General features: G+C 64.1%; 13 protein-coding genes. 4 read left to right on the plus strand and 9 right to left on the minus strand.

The genetic code is table 11. The features are described from left to right. Positions 1–1,494, plus strand: a 1,494-nt coding sequence (locus tag IVB47_RS21105; RefSeq protein WP_247463915.1) for a Na+/H+ antiporter, incomplete at its 5' end; no start/stop codon positions are given. Between the two features lie 107 nt (positions 1,495–1,601). Here the strand turns inward: IVB47_RS21105 and IVB47_RS21110 are convergent. The 7 genes from IVB47_RS21110 to IVB47_RS21140 all read right to left on the minus strand — a co-directional run bounded on the left by IVB47_RS21110 (position 1,602) and on the right by IVB47_RS21140 (position 7,966). Next, positions 1,602–2,423, minus strand: coding sequence for an N-acetylmuramoyl-L-alanine amidase (locus IVB47_RS21110; protein ID WP_247463917.1), 822 nt, complete (start codon positions 2,421–2,423; stop codon positions 1,602–1,604). A 3-nt stretch (positions 2,424–2,426) separates the two neighbouring features. Continuing rightward, on the minus strand, positions 2,427–3,764 hold the full coding sequence (locus IVB47_RS21115; RefSeq protein ID WP_027566027.1) for a Rieske 2Fe-2S domain-containing protein: 1,338 nt from the start codon (positions 3,762–3,764) through the stop codon (positions 2,427–2,429). Between the two features lie 63 nt (positions 3,765–3,827). Beyond that, on the minus strand, positions 3,828–4,121 hold the full coding sequence (locus IVB47_RS21120; RefSeq protein ID WP_027566028.1) for an NTF2 fold immunity protein: 294 nt from the start codon (positions 4,119–4,121) through the stop codon (positions 3,828–3,830). 11 nt (positions 4,122–4,132) lie between these two features. Beyond that, positions 4,133–5,029 carry a TauD/TfdA family dioxygenase gene (locus tag IVB47_RS21125; RefSeq protein WP_247463920.1) on the minus strand — a complete coding sequence of 299 codons (897 nt, stop codon included), beginning with the start codon at positions 5,027–5,029 and terminating at the stop codon, positions 4,133–4,135. 156 nt (positions 5,030–5,185) lie between these two features. Beyond that, positions 5,186–6,469 carry a flavodoxin-dependent (E)-4-hydroxy-3-methylbut-2-enyl-diphosphate synthase gene (ispG, locus tag IVB47_RS21130; protein ID WP_027566030.1) on the minus strand — a complete coding sequence of 428 codons (1,284 nt, stop codon included), beginning with the start codon at positions 6,467–6,469 and terminating at the stop codon, positions 5,186–5,188. Between the two features lie 12 nt (positions 6,470–6,481). After that, a complete protein-coding gene (locus tag IVB47_RS21135; RefSeq protein WP_027566031.1) occupies positions 6,482–7,435 on the minus strand; it encodes a DMT family transporter in 954 nt (317 codons plus the stop codon). A 36-nt stretch (positions 7,436–7,471) separates the two neighbouring features. Beyond that, positions 7,472–7,966 carry a transcriptional repressor gene (locus IVB47_RS21140; RefSeq protein WP_027566032.1) on the minus strand — a complete coding sequence of 165 codons (495 nt, stop codon included), beginning with the start codon at positions 7,964–7,966 and terminating at the stop codon, positions 7,472–7,474. 157 nt (positions 7,967–8,123) lie between these two features. Here IVB47_RS21140 and IVB47_RS21145 point away from each other — a divergent pair, with 157 nt between their 5' ends. From IVB47_RS21145 to IVB47_RS21155, 3 genes are read left to right on the plus strand one after another with little or no spacing between them, the layout of a single operon-like run. After that, positions 8,124–8,606 (plus strand): MarR family transcriptional regulator, encoded by a 483-nt coding sequence (locus IVB47_RS21145; RefSeq protein WP_007598134.1) that lies wholly within the window; start codon positions 8,124–8,126, stop codon positions 8,604–8,606. Beyond that, a complete protein-coding gene (locus IVB47_RS21150; RefSeq protein WP_247404755.1) occupies positions 8,599–9,774 on the plus strand; it encodes an HlyD family secretion protein in 1,176 nt (391 codons plus the stop codon). Before IVB47_RS21145 ends, IVB47_RS21150 begins: the two co-directional genes overlap by 8 nt. Before the next feature lie 4 nt (positions 9,775–9,778). Then, entirely contained in the window at positions 9,779–11,335 is a 1,557-nt protein-coding gene (locus IVB47_RS21155) for an MDR family MFS transporter (RefSeq protein WP_247463923.1), read from the plus strand. 68 nt (positions 11,336–11,403) lie between these two features. On the opposite strand, the gene IVB47_RS21160 is transcribed toward IVB47_RS21155, so the two are convergent. Beyond that, positions 11,404–12,468, minus strand: a complete 1,065-nt coding sequence (locus IVB47_RS21160; RefSeq protein WP_247463926.1) for an ecdysteroid 22-kinase family protein — start codon at positions 12,466–12,468, stop codon at positions 11,404–11,406. 76 nt (positions 12,469–12,544) lie between these two features. Continuing rightward, positions 12,545–14,236, minus strand: a complete 1,692-nt coding sequence (locus IVB47_RS21165) for a methyl-accepting chemotaxis protein (protein ID WP_027566036.1) — start codon at positions 14,234–14,236, stop codon at positions 12,545–12,547. Positions 14,237–14,487 lie beyond the last annotated feature (251 nt).

The raw sequence follows: 14,487 nt of genomic DNA on the forward strand, positions 1-14,487 counted from the left end.
GGCCTCGCCTTCGTGCCGGGCATGCCGCCGGTCGAGCTGCCGCCGGAACTGGTGCTGCTGATGGTGCTGCCGCCGCTGATCTACTCGGCGAGCGTCGCGATGAGCTGGCGCGAATTCAAAAAGAATCTTCGCCCCATCGTGCTGCTCGCGGTCGGCGCGGTGATCTTCACCACAGCGCTGGTCGCAACTGCCACGCATTATTTCATCGGCCTGCCCTGGACGATCGGCTTCCTGCTCGGCGCCATCGTGGCGCCGCCCGACGTGGTGGCGCCGCTCGCGATCGCGCGCCGGCTGCACTTGCCGCGCAGGCTCATGGTCATCCTCGAAGGCGAAGGGCTCGCGAATGACGCCACCGCGCTGATCCTCTACCGCTTCGCGCTCGCCGCGATCATGGTCGGGCATTTCTCGCTGCCCCTGGCAGGCGGCGAGTTCTTGCTCATCGTCGCTGGCGAGATCGCCTTCGGCATCGGTGTCGGCTGGCTCTCCCTGCGGTTCCGCAAATGGTCGGGGGATCCGCAGGTCGAGCTGACACTGTCGCTGATCACGCCCTACGTGTCCTACTGGCTGCCCGAGCATCTCGGCGGCTCCGGCGTGATCGCCACCGTCGCCTGTGGTCTCTATGTGAGCTGGAACGGGCCGCTGCTGATCTCGGCATCGACGCGCCTGCAAGGAATCTTCTTCTGGGACCTCGTGATCTATCTCATCGAGGGCCTGCTGTTCCTGCTCACCGGCTTCCAAATGCGCGCGCTGTACGAGAAGTCGAAGGCGTTTCCGCTCGACGACATCATGATTGCGACTGCCGTGGTGCTGGCGGTCGTCGTGATCGCGCGCTTCGCCTGGCTCTATCCCGCGACCTATCTGCCGCGGATGCTCAGCAAGTCGCTGCGCGCGCGCGATCCGTCACCACCATGGCAATGGCCGTTCGTGCTTGCGTTCACCGGCGTGCGCGGCGCGGTGTCGCTGGCGGCGGCGCTGGCGCTGCCGTTCACGCTGCCGGGCGGCGAGGCCTTTCCGTTTCGCGACCTGGTCCTGTTCGTTGCCTTCGGTGTCATCTTCATCACGTTGATCGGCGTCGGCCTCACCCTGCCTCCGGTGGTGCGTTGGCTCGGTGTCGCGGAAGCCGGTCGCAACGAGCATGCCGCCGAGCACGAGTCCGAGATCGCGGCACGGCGCCAGGCCCTCGATGCCGCCCTGAAGTCGCTCGACGCGCTGACAGAGGAGAAGGACGTGTCGGACGAGGTGATGCGGCTTCTGCGCGCCCGCCACGAGATCCGGGTCAACCAGCTGCCGGACTCGCTCGATCCCACCCGCCACGACGTCTCCGCCGCCGGCACCGCCCTGACTCGGGACCTGATCGCCGCCGAGCGCAAATTCATCCACGACCTGCTGCGCGACGGCCAGATCACCGACGAGACGCGCCGGAGGATCGAGCGGGATCTGGATCTGGAGGAGGCGAGTTTGGCGAACCGGGAGTATCGGGGCGGGCCACTGTAGCTCCTCGTCATTGCGAGCGTAGCGAAGCAATCCAGAATCTCTCTGCTGCGGCAGCCTGGATTGCTTCGCTACGCTCGCAATGACGGCTGTTGAAGCGGCGGAGCAACCTACCGCCTCTCGCAAAACTCCCTCATCGCCACCGCCACGGCGTCCGCAATGATCTCCTGCCGCTCCGGCGAGTTCATCGTCATCTCCTCGTCGCGGTTGATGATGGAGCCGGCTTCGAGCAGCACTGCGGCGCTGCGGGTTTGCGAGAGCACAACGAGCCCGTCATAGCGGTAGACGCCGACATCCTTGTCGAGCAATTGGCGCCGGTAGCGGCCCATCACCGGCAGGGCATATTGGCCGGCATAATGCAGGTCCTGATCCTTCAGCTGCCGGCCGATCATCCGAGCCAGCATCAGGCTCGCAGCGTAGTGCGGATTCCGCTGCGACACAAACAGAGAGTGGCCCGAAAAGCGGTCGCTGAAATAGCTGTTCGCACCGTCGAACTCCCATGTCTCGATCAGCTTGTCCGGCACCGAATCGTGATGGATCGACAGGAAGAGATCGGCCCGGGCGTCATTCGCGGTACCGACGCGTTTGAGCAGGCTCGGCCGCGCCTTGCCGTCCGTGACGAGCAGGCGGGCCGCGGCAAAGCCTTCGGCCTTGAGCCTCGCCGTGATCAGACTTGCAAGCCGGAAGTTGAAGCCGAACTCCGTGTCGTTGCGTGCACTCAATGCGCCGTAGGAGTCAGGGGTGTGCCCGACATCCACGATGATCCGGAATTTCGACATCTCGCATTTGACCGGCGCGTGCGGCGGCTTGGGTCTCGCGATTTTGCGCGCGAGAGCAGCATGACCGGTGCCTGCAGGCGCCAGCGACCATAGCAAAATCGACGCGACGAGCGTCCGGACGAGACTTGCGATGATGCTGCGCGGCTGCCCCAAGCGCTACTCCGCTGCCGCGATTCGCGGTCGGCCGACAAAGCCTGTGACGTCACCGAAACGCTCCAGCATCACCGCGGAAAGGTCCTTGGCCTTGCCGGTGACGCAGGCGCCCGAGCGCACGGCGTAGCGATCCTGATGCGCGGCGTGCGGCGGCGGCTCGCCCTGCTGAAGTGCCCGCGCCAGCTCCAACACGACTTTCCGGAAATGCATGATGCCGAGATCGGTCGGACCGAGATGCTCGCGGGTGCGGTCGGCGATCGGGCCCTGGCTGTCCTGCACGGCCGCATCCTGTTCGGAGACACCCTTGATACCGGTGTAGCTCCTGGTTTTCTGCAGCTTGCGGTCGATCAGATAGTCGTTGCCCTTGTGGCGCAGCGGCACGTAATTGTCGTCGACCTCCGCGATCACGCCATTGCCGCGGTCAAAGGCGTCACGCTCGGCTTGCGTCAGCGGCCGCTCCGGATTCCAGGCATAGGTGTAGATCCAGCAATTGGTGTCGGTGACGGGCACGAAGGTCTGGCCAAAGATGTTCTCGCCGGGCATCGCGCTCGGGGCATAGGCGTGGAACGGCATCAGGAACTGCGCGATGCGCCAGTAGATGTTGTCGCCCCCGGTGAGCCGCCCGCCGGCGATGGTGAGGCCTGCTTCGTGCGGGGCGATCTTGATCACCGGGCGCGGATCCTCCGCGATCCAGCGCATGTGATCGCTCGACATCCGCGCGATCGGATTCACAAAATGCTTCTTGATGTCCAGGATCTCGTTCTCCTCCTTGTCGAAGGAGAGATGGGCGAAGGTGAAATGCGCGGTGTCGATCGAGCCTTCCAGCGCCTGCACCCAGTTGCAGTCCTGCCATTTCTTGCTGACATAGCGGTGCGAGGGCGGCAGCAGCGCCATTTCGAGGTCCGGCAGCTCGGGCATCGCGTCAGCCGGGCCCATATAAGCCCAGATCATCTCGCCCCATTCGCGCACCGGATAGGATTTGATGCGGATGAGGTCTTTGGCGTTGAGGTCGGGATAGGACGTCGGCATGTCGACGCACCGGCCGTCGGTATTGAACTTCCAACCGTGATAGACACAGCGGATACCGCATTCCTCAACGCGCCCAAGCCAGAGATTGGCGCCGCGATGCGGGCAGTATTGGTCGATTAATCCGACAACGCCGCGGGTATCGCGGAAGGCGAGCAGCTCCTCGCCGAGAACGATGATCTTCTTCGGCTCGCCGTCGGGCTCGGGGAGTTCTTCCGACAGCAGCACGGGGATCCAGAACCGGCGCAGCAGCTCGCCCATGCCGGTGCCTGCATCAGCCTCGGTCAGGAATTTGTTGTCCTCGGCGCGGAGCATGGCAGGCTCTCCCGACTATTTTCGCAGAGATTGGCGCGGGCGCGGGAGGACGTCAACGTTGAGTTATTGACCGTGAACCATCCGAAGAACTTTGCCGTCACGGCGGGCGACTTCAACTTCAACTACTCCGCCAACTGCGCCGTGCGGCAACATGCCTGTCACAATCCAATTGTTACGTTGGTTGAGCTCAGCGGTTAGAGGCTCCTCGCTTCGAATAACGACCTCACCGTAGCGGTTAACGGCCGCCGCACGTGCGATCTCGACGGCCGCATCAGCAGTCGTCACCGTGCCTTCAGCGCCGGTCGCCACCTTGTCCCCGGCAATCGCGCAGCTCGTGACAACGACGAGTGCGACCACAAAAATGCCTCTCACACCGGCCTCTCTCCCTTCACCGTCACGCGCGTCCCCGAGCGTGTGTGCGGCCAGTAATCCCACATCGCGCGGTGCTGGGCGCAGCGGTTGTCCCAGAACGCGATGGCGTTCTCGGTCCATCGGAAGCGGCACTGGAACAGCGGGTTTTCCGCATGTTGATAGAGATAGGCGAGCATCGCGTCGCTCTCGTCGCGCGGGATGCCGTTGATGTGGCGGGTGAAGCCGCGGTTGACGTAGAGCGCCTTCTTGCCGGTGACGGGATGCGTGCGCACCACGGGATGCTCGGCGCTCGGATAGGACGGGCGGTCGGCGACCCCGCAATTGGCGTAGAGCCCGCGATAGATCGGCTCGCCGTCATGCAGCGCGGTCAACCCGTCGAGATAGGCCTTCATCCGATCCGATAGTGCCTCGTAGGCGGCATACATGTTGGCAAACAGCGTGTCGCCGCCGCGCGGCGGGCACTGCTTGATGTAGAGGATCGAGCCCATCGGCGGCTCGAGATCGCAGGAGACATCGGAATGCCAGCCCTCGCCGTTGGCGCGCGGCGAATTCGCATCCGCATAGATCTTCATCAGCGCCGGGTCTTCATCCTCATGCGGCGCGGCGGGATGGAAATGCAGCTCGCCGAACTTGCGGCCGAAGGCGAGATGCTGCTGCGGCGTGATGCGCTGGTCGCGGAAGAAGATGACGAGGTTTTCGGCGAGCGCGCGATGGAGCTCGTCCATCTGGCGGTTGGAGCGCGCATCGTCCGAGACCAGCTTGCCGATGTCGGCGCCGGAGATTTCCGCGCCGATGATGGGGGTCAGCTTTTCGACCGCGATGGTTTCATACGGCGCACCATCCTCGGCCGCGTGGCGATAGCGCGGACCCTGCTTGCCGGCGAGTGAGCTCATGGGCGCTGCTCCCAATCATTATTGATTGGAGGCATGGTAGCCCGGATGGAGCAAAGCGCAATCCGGAAACGGCTTGTCAGGATCTGACGGGCCCCGGATTTCGCTTCGCTCCATCCGGGCTACATTGCAGCGCAAAGCGCGGCGAGCGGAGCTAAATCACTCCGCCGCGGTTACCGGCACCTTGGCGCCCTGGCCGTAGCGCTGCTCGATGTAGTCGATCACGAGCGCCTTGAAGTCGGCGGAGATGGTCGGCCCGCGCAGGGTGCGGAACTTCTTGCCGTCGACGAACACCGGGGCAGCCGGCGCCTCGCCCGTGCCCGGCAGCGAGATGCCGATATTGGCGTGCTTGGATTCGCCGGGGCCGTTGACGATGCAGCCCATCACCGCGACGTTGAGCTCTTCCACGCCGGGATATTTCGTTTTCCAGGTCGGCATCTCGTCGCGGATGAAACCCTGGATCGATTGGGCCAGCTCCTGGAACGTGGTCGAGGTGGTGCGGCCGCAGCCGGGGCACGCCGCAACCAGGGGCACGAAGGTGCGGAAGCCCATGGTCTGCAAGAGCTCCTGGCCGACCTGCACCTCACGGGTGCGGTCGCCGCCGGGCTCCGGCGTCAGCGAGATGCGGATGGTGTCGCCGATGCCCTGCTGCAACAGGATGCCGAGCGCGGCCGAGGACGCCACGATGCCCTTGGTGCCCATGCCGGCCTCGGTCAGGCCGAGATGGATGGCGTAATCGGAACGGCTGGCGAGAACCTCGTAGACCGCGATCAGATCCTGCACCGCCGAGACCTTGGCCGACAGGATGATGCGGTCCTTGGGCATGCCGAGCTCTTCGGCGCGTGCCGCCGAGAGCAGCGCCGACTGCACCATGGCTTCGCGCATCACCGCGCGCGCATCGCGCGGATTGGCCGAGGCGGTGTTCTCATCCATCAGCCTGGTCAGCAGCTCCTGGTCGAGCGAGCCCCAATTGGCGCCGATGCGGACCGGCTTGCTGTTCTTGTTGGCGATCTCGATGATGTCGGCGAACTGGGTGTCGCGCTTGTCCTTGAAGCCGACATTGCCGGGATTGATGCGATATTTGGCGAGCGCCTCGGCGCAGGCCGGATAGGCCGCGAGCAGCTTGTGGCCGATATAGTGGAAGTCGCCGATCAGGGGCGTGGTGAGACCGAGCTTGAGCAGGCCGTCGCGGATATGCGGAACGGCAGCTGCCGCCTCCTCGCGGTCGACGGTGATGCGGACCAGCTCGGAACCGGCGCGGGCGAGCGCTGCGACCTGGGCAATGGTGCCGTCGATATCGGCTGTGTCGGTGTTGGTCATCGACTGCACGACGATCGGCGCACCGCCGCCGACGGTAACGTCGCCGACCTTGACCTTGGTGGTGTGATGACGCGGCGCAGGCCCCGCGATGTCGGAATCGATGGTGTTTTCGAGCTTGTTCATGGCGTCCAAATATCAGGTTTTGGTGACGTTCAGCAATGCATCGCGCGGCGCCGCAGCGGATTGACTGGGACGGTTAACCAGAAAAAGCCCAGCAATGACAAGGACGGCGGCAGCCCCGAATGTCAGGTTCAGCGTGTCGTGCATGATGAAATAGCTACCCACCACGCCAAACAAAGGGGTGATGAAGGTAAAAGCCGACAATTTGCTGGCCGAATAGGTCTTCACCAGCGCGAACCAAAGCGTGAACGTGGTTCCCACGACCCAGATCGCCTGGAAGGCCATCAGGCCCAGCGACAGCGGCGACGGAGTGTGGGGGATGGTCTCCCCGAACAGCCAGGCCGCCAGCCCCAGGATCGGGATCGAGGTCGCGACCTGATAGCCCAGCGCCTTCTCGGGCGCCGCGAAGCGCAGCCGGGTGCCCTTGGCAACCAGCGTGGTCGCCGCCCACAGCGCGGCGCCGCCGACGATCATGAGGTCGCCGAGCAGAACATGCGAATCGACGTTGGGCTGCGGCACACCGATCGCGAGTGCGACACCGGCAAAGCTGATGGCCAGCCCCAGCCATTGCGTACCGCCCAGTCGCTCGCCGAGCACCTGGTAGGAGCCGAGCGCGACGAAGAACGGCGCGGTGTAGAGGAACACGACCGCCCGCGATGCCGGTGTGAAACGCAGGCCCTGAAAGATCAGCACGAACTCGATGCCGAACATCAGTCCGGCGATGACGCCCGGCTTCCAGGTGCCGTCGCGTTCGAAGAATTTAACGCCGCGCAAGGTGCCGATGATGAACAGCACCGGCAGCGCGCCCATCGAGCGGAACGTGGCCTGAAGCATCGGCGGGATGTCCGGCAGCACCAGTTTCACCGCGATCTGGTTGAATCCCCAGGTCAGGCACAGCATGAGCATCAGGGCGATGGCGCCGGCACTGAGGGGACGACCGGCGGACGGTATGATTTGAGGTGAGGACATTTCTTCCTGAAAAACCGGCTTTGCGCCGTTGTTGCTCTATGCAGCTTTCTGACAATGCGCACAGACGCCCGTGATTTCCACCACGGACAATTTGGGAGCGAAGCCTGAGTTGCGCGCGGCGGCGTTGAGGTCCCTGGCGAAGGAAGCCGACGGAATCTCACCGACCAGGCCACAGCGCTCGCAGATCAGGAACGTCACCGCCGAGGTCGCGTCGTGGTCGTGAGCGGCGCAGGCGAGATAGGCGTTGCGGCTTTCGATGCGGTGCACGAGGCCGTTGGCCATCAAGAAATCGAGAGCACGATAGACCGTGATCGGCGCCGGCCGCGGCATCGACTTTGCCAGCTCGTCGATCACCTCATAGGCGCCGAGCGGCCGGTGGCTCGAGAGCAGCGCCCCCAGCACATGGCGGCGTATCGGCGTGAATTTCTGCGCGCGCTCTCCGCAGACGGCCTCGGCATGCGCCAGCGCATCCGCGGTGCAGCGGCCGTGATCGTGGTCGGGCGCGGGAAATGCCGGTTTTGCGAGGGTCATGCGACCGGCGTTCTAGCATTTCGAAAGGGGAACCCAAAGCGGCACCGGCGATGCGGCCATCAGCCATGCTCGGCCTGCGGGACAGTGTCCCGCAAACCCGCCATGAAATAATCATAAGCTTGCTTATTATATTCCAAGCTTATTGGAGACCAAGCTCATGAGCCCAGGGCCCGTGGACCAGAACTTCCTGTTTACGCTCGCCGAGCTCTATCGCCTGCTCCGGGTCTATGCCGACAAGGAAGCCTCGCGCTTCGGCATCACCCGCGCGCAATGGGCGGTGCTGGCCAAGGTCGAGCGCAGCGAAGGCATGAAGCAGTCGGAGCTCGCCGAGCTTCTCGAGGTGCAGCCGATCACGCTGACACGCCTGATCGACAAGCTCTGTGACAGCGACTGGATTGAGCGACGCAACGATCCGTCGGACCGCCGCGTAAAGCGGCTGTACCTGAAGAAGGCCGGGCGGCAATTGCTCGGGCGGATGAGCGGGCTGAAATCCGAGCTCACGGCCAACGCGCTCGACGGCATCACTCCGGCGGACGCCCACCGCCTCCTCACCCAACTCGAAACAATCAAGGAAAACGTGCGGTCCGCGATCCAGACCAGCGGAGCGGAACAAGCGCGTAAGGAGCAGCGCTATGGCTGATCAGGTTCTCAAGTTCCAGCCCGAGCAGAAAATCGACGGCGGCAAGCCCACCAAGAAAGCCGGCACCAATCCGCGCCGCCGCCTGCTGGCGGGCCTGCGCCGCTACCGCCGCGTGCTGCTTCTGGTCGTGCTGCCGATCGTCGTCGCGGTGGCCGGCTTCACCTTCTATCTCAATGGCGGCCGCTATGTCGGCACCGACGATGCCTATGTCGGCGCGCAGAAAGTGCTGGTGACCCCCGATATCTCCGGCAAAATCCAGAAGGTCGTCGTCAAGGAGGGCCAGATCGTCAAGCACGGCGACGAGCTGTTCGAGATCGACCCCGCTCCGTTCCGTCACGCATTGGAAGAAGCCAAAGCGCAACTCGCCCAAGCCCGCATCACCTATGACAATCTCGTTGCCAACATCAAGATCTACGGCGACATGCTCAATCTCGCCCAGCAGGGCATGGACCTGAAGCAGCGCGACGTCGAACGCAAGCAGTCGCTGGTGAAGAACAATTACGGCTCGCAGCTCGATCTCGACAACGCGTCGAATGCATTGGTGACCGCCGGCGCGCAGGCGCAATACATCAAGCAGCAACTCTCCAATGCCAAGACGCAATTGCTCGGCAATCCCGAGTTGCCGCTGGAGCAATTCCCCGCCTACGCGCAAGCGAAAGCCAAGCTGGACGATGCCCAGCGCAACCTCGACCACACCGTGCTGCGCGCGCCGATGGATGGCGTGGCAACACAGGTCGAGCAGATCCAGCTCGGCCGCTACGTCGCCGCCGGCACGCCGGTGTTCTCCATCATCGACGTTGCCCATCCCTGGGTCGACGCCAATCCGAAGGAGAGCGACCTCACCTACGTCACCGAAGGACAGCCGGTCACGCTCGAGGTCGACGCGTTTCCGAACCATATCTTCAAGGGCAAGATCGGCTCGCTCTCGCCCGGTACCGGCGCGCAATTCGCGATCCTGCCGCCGCAGAACGCCAGCGGCAATTTCGTCAAGGTGGTGCAGCGCGTGCCGATCCGCATCTATTTCGACGAGACCGACAAATCCGTGCGCAAGCTGAAGGCCGGCATGAGCGTCTACGCCACCATCGACACCGGCCACCAGCGCACGCTCGCCGGCCTGCTCGGCCTGTCGGCGACCGCGAGCCAAGACAAAGATCAGGACAAGGACTAATCCTATGGCGGAGTCCAATCCCGCCCTTATGGTTCCCGGCCTGCGCCGGAACATGGTGACGATCTGCGCCATGACGGCAACGATCATGCAGGCGCTGGACACCACCATCGCCAACGTCGCCCTGCCCTACATGCAGGGCACGCTGGCGGCCTCGCAGGACCAGATCAACTGGGTGCTGACCTCCTACATCGTCGCCGCCGCGATCATGACGGCACCGGTGGGCTGGATCGCCAACCGCTTCGGCCGCAAGCGCATCTTCATCATCTGCTCGGCCGGCTTCACCATGGCATCGGTGCTGTGCGGGCTTGCGCAGGACATCAACCAGATGGTGCTGTTCCGCCTGTTGCAGGGCGTGTTCGGCGCGGCCCTGGTGCCGTTGTCGCAATCGGTGATGCTCGACTATTACACGCTCCAGGAACGCGCCAAGGCGATGTCGATCTGGGGCATGGGCGTGATGATGGGGCCGATCATGGGTCCCTCGCTCGGCGCCTGGCTGACCGAGACTTATTCCTGGCACTGGGTGTTCTTCGTCAATTTGCCGTTCGGCGCCATCACCGTGATCGGGCTGATCATCTTCATGGACGAGACCCGGAAGGATCTCAGTCTCAGGTTCGACTGGTTCGGCTTCGCGGCGCTGGCGGTCGCGATCGGCTCGCTTCAGCTCGCGCTCGACCGCGGCGAGCAATTGGGCTGGCTCGAATCGGGTGAGATCCTTGCCGAGTTCATCGTCTCAGCCGTCGCTTTCTACTTCTTCATCGCGCACTCCTTCACGACCTCGACGCCGTTCATCCGCTTCGCGCTCTTCAGGGATCGCAACTTCGTCACCGGCTGCATGTTCATGGTCGTGATGGGTCTCGTGCTGTTCTCGACCATGGCGCTGGCCTCGCCCTACATGCAGAACGTGATCGGCTATCCCATCATCACCGCGGGCCTGCTGCTGGCGAGCCGCGGCTTCGGCACCTTCTTCGCCATGATGCTGGTCGGCCGCATGATGCGTTATGTCGAGGCCCGCACGCTGATCATCACCGGCCTGACGCTGACCGCGGGCTCGCTGTTCCAGATGACCGGCTGGACCGATTTGACCCAGGTGCCGGAGATCGTGACCGTCAGCGTCATCCAGGGCTTCGGCTTCGGCCTCGTCTTCGTGCCGCTATCGACGGTGGCGTTCCTGACCTTGTCGAACGAACTGCGCACCGACGGCACCGCGATGCTGACCCTGATGCGCAACGTCGCGAGCTCGGTGGGCATTTCCGTCGTCATCGCCCAGCTGACGCAGGGCACGCGGCGGACCTATGCGATCCTGTCCGAGCACATCAACCCGTTCAACCACGCGCTCCAGATGCCGAGCGTCAGCGGCATGATCAATCTCTCCACCGACGCCGGCCGTGCCATGGCCGATCGCATGGTCAGCGTGCAGGCGCAGATCATCGCCTTCGCGCACGACTACGAGCTGGTGATGTTCTTCATCCTCTGCACCATCCCGCTCGCCCTGCTGATCGGCTCGACCAAGGCCACCTTGCGCAAGCAGGCGGCCGGGCCGGAACATGCGGTGATGGAGTAACGCCGTCGTCCGGGCCTAGTGCGCAATTGCGCACTAGGCCCGGACGACACCGATGGTGTTGCGCGTCTCTACCCCAAAATCTCCTCGCAGCCCAGATCCTCGACCGCCATCATCACCCGCTCAAGATTATTCCACCAGATCACCGGCGGGATGTTGATGCTCCACTGCCAGACTGGCTTGGTGATGTGCCACAACACCGACCGCCGATAGTCCTGGTCGAGCGCGCCGCGCGTGTAGCCGCTGACACCGTGCGCCATCAGCATCTCGTGATAGCGATTGAGCAGCAGGCGTTCGAGCGCCTGCCGGCGCTCTGGATACCATTGCGTCGCTATCATATAGGCAAGGTCGTGGGTAGGAACGTTGATGCGCCAATGATCGAAATCGAAAATGCGCACAGCGTCAGCGATGCCCGCGCGTGGCAGCAGGAAATTCCAGGTATGGGCATCGCCGTGAGCGATGGTCACATGGCGATGTGAATGGTAGCGTTGCAACAGTTGCTCGGCCTTGTCGATGAAGCGCCGATACAGGGTCCGCCGCTCCTCACTGAGGCGATCACCAAGCAAATCGGCGAAGCGGTCGTAATGGCCGGCGAATGTCTCTATCAGACTCGCCGTATCATCAAGGCTCATCCAGGTGCCGATGGTGTCGCCGAGACCCGGATGGTCCCACCAAGATGCATGCCAGCGGGCGAGCGCCGTTACGATCGCCATCGCCTGATCGCGTGAGGGCGGCAATGGCCAGTCAGCTGCAACGTCATGGCTGTCGGTGAGATCTTCGAGCAGCAGATGCCAGTCCTGGCTCTCCTCGTCGAAATGACCATCGTAGCAGCGCGGCACGATCTGCGACGGCATATTCGGCGCAAGATGAGTGTAGAAGGCCACTTCCTGCCGACCCGAATTGGCCAACGGCTTGGCGTAGGTCGGATGCGGCATCTTGAGGATGACGGAGGGCGGTGCCCCGGCGGATTCCCCGACATATCGCAGCCCAAGGCGGATGACCTGCGACACCATGGCCGGGTGCTGATGCAGCACCTTCACTTCGCGCACGGCGCCCGCGTCCAGTACGCCACTCCTGCGCAGCGCAGCTGTCAGTTGGGCGGGCTCAACGACCGCCGGCAATTGTGGAGTTGCCATGAACCACGATGCCCCTGTCCCACGTCACACTGCACGATCACGGCCGCAGGCGCCAGCGAACGACTCCGCGCCCGACTCAGGCCGCCGCTGTCGAGTCGCGCACCGTCCGGACCACGACCGACCGGAGCTGTTCGAGATTGGCCGCCATGCCGGCGATCGCCTGTCTGACCTCCGCGGCGCGCTCGTTCACGGAGGCGGCGTCGCGGCTGACATCACCGATCTTGGCCGAGACCTCCTTGGCCGCGGAAGCCGATTCGGAGATCGACCGCGTGATCTCTCGCGTCGCCGCGTCCTGCTCTTCCATCGCGGCGGCAACCGAGGTGGCAACGCCGTCGATCTCGACGATGTGGCCTCCCATGGTTTCGACAGCATCGACTGCGGCCTGCGTCGAGGCCTGGATCTCGGCAATCAGCCGCGCGATCTCCTCGGTGGATTTGGCGGTCTGGTCGGAGAGGGATTTCACTTCGGCGGCGACCACCGCGAAGCCACGGCCGGCCTCCCCGGCGCGCGCAGCCTCGATGGTGGCGTTGAGTGCCAGCAGATTGGTCTGGCCGGCGATGCCGCCGATGAGGTCGGAGACCTCTGCGATCTTCTTCACCGATCCGGCCAGCGTCTGGATGGTCGAGCGCGCCTGTTCCCGACCGGCGACCGCCGATTTCGTCACCGTGCTGGTCCGCGCGACCTGGGTTGCGATCTCGCGGATCGAAGCACTGAGTTCTTCAGCCGCGGCCGAGACGGTCTGCGAGCTGCCGAGAGCCTGGTTGGAGGCGGCTGCGACCGCCTGCGACTGTGTCGAGAGCGACCTTGCGATCTCGGACAGACTAGAGGCGGCACGCTCCACGCCTTGCGTCGCGGCGCTCGCGGTGTCGACCGAGCGGCCGGTCTCGCGCTCGACGGTTTCGGCCATCTGGTGCAGGGCGCCGCGCTTGGCGAGCGCCGCCTCCTGCGCCTTCTGCAACTGCTCCTCGCGCAGCCGGGAATTCTCGACCGCCGCCTGCTTGAACACCAGGAGCGCGCCCGCCATCGAACCGACTTCGTCCTGCCGGTGCGCGAAAGGAATGTCGGCGGCGAGATCGCCGGTCGCGAGCTTTTGCATCGTGCTGGTCATGCGCACGATCGGGCGCATCACGCCGAGGGCGACGCCGAGCAGGCCCGCCGCAATGAAGGCGAGGACGGCGGCGGAGACGCCGAGGAGGATATAAAGCATGGAGCTGTCGCGGTCCGCGGCCAGCTTCTCCATGTCGGCATTCTGCTTGTTGGCGCTCTCGACGATGCTGTCGATGACGGCGCGGTGTGCGGTGTAGGCGTCCTTGAGCTGCGCGTAGGCGCGCTCGGAAGCGGCCGTGTCCTTGGCCTTGAGTGCGGGGAGGAGCTGGTCAGACAACAGCTTCCAGAACTTCTGCACCTCGGCGTCGGATTTCGACACCAGGGCCGTCTTCAGGTCGGCCGAGAGGCTGGAGGTGACCCAGAATGCCTTGCGCTCGTCGTAGTCCTTGCGGAGCTGGACCAGGCGTTCGCCATGGGCCGCCAGCTGGTCGGGCTCGCGCATGGCGAGCGTGGCCTCGAGATAGGCCTCGATCACATATTCCGGCGGCGGCAGGATGTCCGCGATGAGATCATTGCCGAGCTTGATGTCGGAATAGAGCGGGCCGCCGACCTTGAGCTCTTTCAAGGCGTAAAGGCTGGTGGAGACCACGGCGGTGAAACCGATCGCCAGAACGATGCCGAAAGCAATGATTGCGGAAGAAAGCGAAAGGCGAATTTTCATGGAACAATCCAATGGGCCGCGCTGAATCCCACGGACCCTAAAGGATTACGGTAAACACGGGATTGCATCGCGCGGAAATTGCATCGCACGAACTCCGGAAAAATACGGGAAACGGCGTCAGGTGAACGGTTTCGGGCAGCGAAATCAGGCCCGTCCTCCGCTGTCGTCCCGGATCGGCGCTCCGCCTGTCCGGGACGAGGCTGGGATCACACGTCGAAAAACACCGTCTCGTTGTCGCCCTGAAGCCGCAG

The organism is Bradyrhizobium sp. 62 (genome assembly GCF_023073035.1).
Classification (GTDB): domain Bacteria; phylum Pseudomonadota; class Alphaproteobacteria; order Rhizobiales; family Xanthobacteraceae; genus Bradyrhizobium.

Excerpts from the sequence above, each read along its gene's own strand:
- IVB47_RS21140 (WP_027566032.1), bottom strand. The coding sequence starts at position 7,966 with ATGACCCTCGCAAAACCGGCATTTCCCGCGCCCGACCACGATCACGGC.
- IVB47_RS21135 (WP_027566031.1), bottom strand. The coding sequence starts at position 7,435 with ATGTCCTCACCTCAAATCATACCGTCCGCCGGTCGTCCCCTCAGTGCC.
- IVB47_RS21160 (WP_247463926.1), bottom strand. The coding sequence starts at position 12,468 with ATGGCAACTCCACAATTGCCGGCGGTCGTTGAGCCCGCCCAACTGACA.
- IVB47_RS21125 (WP_247463920.1), bottom strand. The coding sequence starts at position 5,029 with ATGAGCTCACTCGCCGGCAAGCAGGGTCCGCGCTATCGCCACGCGGCC.
- IVB47_RS21115 (WP_027566027.1), bottom strand. The coding sequence starts at position 3,764 with ATGCTCCGCGCCGAGGACAACAAATTCCTGACCGAGGCTGATGCAGGC.
- IVB47_RS21150 (WP_247404755.1), top strand. The coding sequence starts at position 8,599 with ATGGCTGATCAGGTTCTCAAGTTCCAGCCCGAGCAGAAAATCGACGGC.
- IVB47_RS21155 (WP_247463923.1), top strand. The coding sequence starts at position 9,779 with ATGGCGGAGTCCAATCCCGCCCTTATGGTTCCCGGCCTGCGCCGGAAC.
- IVB47_RS21145 (WP_007598134.1), top strand. The coding sequence starts at position 8,124 with ATGAGCCCAGGGCCCGTGGACCAGAACTTCCTGTTTACGCTCGCCGAG.
- IVB47_RS21165 (WP_027566036.1), bottom strand. The coding sequence starts at position 14,236 with ATGAAAATTCGCCTTTCGCTTTCTTCCGCAATCATTGCTTTCGGCATC.
- ispG (WP_027566030.1), bottom strand. The coding sequence starts at position 6,469 with ATGAACAAGCTCGAAAACACCATCGATTCCGACATCGCGGGGCCTGCG.